This window comes from Ferruginivarius sediminum, from assembly GCF_003344765.1.
Classification (GTDB): Bacteria; Pseudomonadota; Alphaproteobacteria; order Kiloniellales; family Rhodovibrionaceae; genus Ferruginivarius; species Ferruginivarius sediminum.
Genome location: NZ_QPMH01000048.1, coordinates 1 through 2,464 on the forward strand (window position 1 = coordinate 1; position 2,464 = coordinate 2,464).

General features: G+C 69.7%; 4 protein-coding genes and 1 pseudogene. All 5 read left to right on the forward strand.

The window, feature by feature from the left end:
* Window positions 1-446 (forward strand): Holliday junction DNA helicase RuvB C-terminal domain-containing protein (locus DRB17_RS19725; RefSeq protein WP_277738591.1); only part of this gene is annotated, 446 nt, incomplete at its 5' end.
* A complete protein-coding gene (locus tag DRB17_RS19730; protein WP_241503909.1) occupies window positions 443-940 on the forward strand; it encodes a YbgC/FadM family acyl-CoA thioesterase in 498 nt (165 codons plus the stop codon). The genes DRB17_RS19725 and DRB17_RS19730, both read left to right, overlap by 4 nt.
* A 9-nt stretch (window positions 941-949) precedes the next feature.
* On the forward strand, window positions 950-1,678 hold the full coding sequence (gene tolQ / locus DRB17_RS19735; RefSeq protein ID WP_114583939.1) for a protein TolQ: 729 nt from the start codon (window positions 950-952) through the stop codon (window positions 1,676-1,678).
* A gap of 4 nt (window positions 1,679-1,682) precedes the next feature.
* Window positions 1,683-2,141, forward strand: coding sequence for a protein TolR (gene tolR / locus DRB17_RS19740; protein ID WP_114583940.1), 459 nt, complete (start codon window positions 1,683-1,685; stop codon window positions 2,139-2,141).
* A gap of 5 nt (window positions 2,142-2,146) precedes the next feature.
* Window positions 2,147-2,464: pseudogene (locus DRB17_RS20435) on the forward strand (TonB C-terminal domain-containing protein); the annotation flags it as partial.

A 2,464-nucleotide genomic window follows, 5' to 3' on the forward strand; every position in this document is an offset into this window, starting at 1 on the left:
AGGTAGCGCGCCGGGCCCGCGGCACGCCCCGCGTCGCCGGCCGGCTGCTGCGCCGGGTGCGCGACTTCGCCGCCGTTGCGGGGGCCGCGGCCATCGATGCGGCGGTCGCCGATCAGGCCTTGCAGCGGCTCGACGTCGATCCGCGCGGACTGGATTCGATGGACCGGCGCTATCTGGGCTGCATCGCCGAGAACTACGGCGGCGGCCCGGTGGGCGTGGAGACGCTGGCGGCCGCGCTGTCCGAGCAGCGCGACGTGCTGGAAGAGGTGATCGAGCCCTACCTGATCCAGCAGGGGCTGCTGCAGCGCACGCCGCGCGGGCGCATGCTGACGGGCGGCGGCTTCGGTTATCTGGGCCTGAACCCGCCGGCGCGCGTGGCCGCGCAGCTTGATCTGCTGGGGGTGGCCGGCAATCCCGACGACGATCCGGAGGGGGCGCAGACTTGACGGAAGCCTTGCGACAGGATCTGCCGCCGGAAGCGCGCGCCCTGTCCGGCCGGGTCGAGGGCGACACGCACCGGCTGTGGCTGCGGGTCTATTACGAGGACACAGACGCCGGGGGCATCGTCTACCACGCCAACTACCTGCGCTATGCCGAGCGGGCGCGCACCGAGATGCTGCGCCTGATCGAGGTGGGGCAGGCGGCGCTGATGGCCGACTCGGGCCTCGTGTTCGCGGTGAAGGATTGCGCCGTCGACTACAGGAGTCCGGCGCGGCTGGACGATCTCTTGGAGGTGCGAACGCGCCTGATCGCGCTGGGCCGCGCGCAGTTGACGGCCGAGCAGCGCATCGTTGCCGTCGGCGGCGGGCGTGCGGGTGAGGGGCGCGAGTGCGCCGTCCTGAAGGTGCGCGTGTGCTGCCTGAACCGGGCGGGGCAGCCCTCGCGAATGCCGCCGGCGATTGCCGATGCCTTGAAGCCTTTGTGTGCATCCAGGGAGTAGAACGAGCCGATGGACAACAACGCGGTCGACGCAACCGGTCTGGGCGAGGCGATGGCGCACGACCTCTCGGTCTGGGGCCTGTTCGCGCAGGCCGACATCGTGGTCAAGCTGGTGATGCTGCTGCTGCTTGCCGCCTCGGTGTGGAGCTGGGCCATCATCTTCGACAAGGCGCTGCTGCTGCGCCGTCTGCGAGCCAAGGCCGAGCAGTTCGAGGAGGCGTTCTGGTCGGGCGGCTCGCTGGACGACCTCTATGACCGGATGTCGAACCGGGCGGGCGATCCGATGTCGTCGATCTTCATCGCCGCCATGCGTGAGTGGCGGCGCTTCACCTCGCGCGGGGCGCAGGTGCGGGACACTGCGATCTCCGGCTTGCAGCAGCGGGTGGAGCGGGTGATGGACATCACCATTGGCCGTGAAATGGAGCAGGTGGAAAAGCGCATGATCTTCCTGGCCTCCGTCGGCTCGGCCGCACCCTTCGTCGGGCTGTTCGGGACGGTCTGGGGTATCATGAACTCCTTCACCTCGATCGCGGCGTCGAAGAACACCTCGCTCGCGGTGGTCGCCCCCGGCATCGCCGAGGCGCTGTTCGCGACCGCGCTGGGCCTGGTGGCCGCGATCCCGGCGGTGATCGCCTACAACAAGCTGTCCACCGACATCGGCCGCTATGCCGAGCGGCTGGAGACCTTCTCCGGCGAGTTCGGCGCCATCCTGTCGCGCCAGCTTGAGGAGGCACGCTAGCGCCATGGCCGGGGGAGTCGCCAACGGCTTCGCGCCGAGCCGCCGGGGACGGCGGCGGCGCCAGGCCTATACGCCGATGAGTCAGATCAACGTCACGCCTTTCGTCGACGTGATGCTGGTGCTGCTGATCGTCTTCATGGTGACGGCGCCGCTGTTGACCGTGGGCGTGCCGGTCGACCTGCCGAAAAGCAAGGCGCAGGCGATCAACGAGCCGGTGGAGCCGCTCGTCGTCACGGTCGACGGCAAGGGAGATGTTTACATCCAGGAAACCAAGGTGGAATTGGCGCAGCTCGTGCCCCGCCTGCAGGCGATCACACAGCGCAAGTCGGACACGCGGATCTACGTGCGCGGCGATCGCGCCATCGAATACGGCCGGGTGATGCAGGTGATGGGCACGATCAACGGGGCCGGCTTCTCGCGTGTGGCCCTGGTGACCCAGCAGGACATGGAGGACGGGCGCTAACCGCCATGCGCAACGGCGTGACCTACTCGCTTGGACTGCATCTTGCCGTCGCAGTCGTTCTTGTCGTCGGCATGCCGGACTTCGGCGATCCGATGATTCCGAGCGACCCGGTGCCGGTGGAGATCGTCAGCGAGGAGGACCTGGCTCGCGAGACGGCTCCCGAACCGGAGCCGCAACCCGAACCGGAGCCGGAGCCGCGCCAGAGCGAGCCTGAGCCCGCACCCACGCCGCCACCGGCTCCCGAGCCGCCGGAGGTGGCGGAGGCCGCCCCGCCGGCACCGACGCCGCCCGAGCCGGCGCCCGCCGCCGAGCCGGAACCCGAG

What these genes read in the sequence shown, in the direction of transcription:
- tolQ (WP_114583939.1), top strand. Translation starts at nt 950, where the DNA reads ATGGACAACAACGCGGTCGACGCAACCGGTCTGGGCGAGGCGATGGCG.
- tolR (WP_114583940.1), top strand. Translation starts at nt 1,683, where the DNA reads ATGGCCGGGGGAGTCGCCAACGGCTTCGCGCCGAGCCGCCGGGGACGG.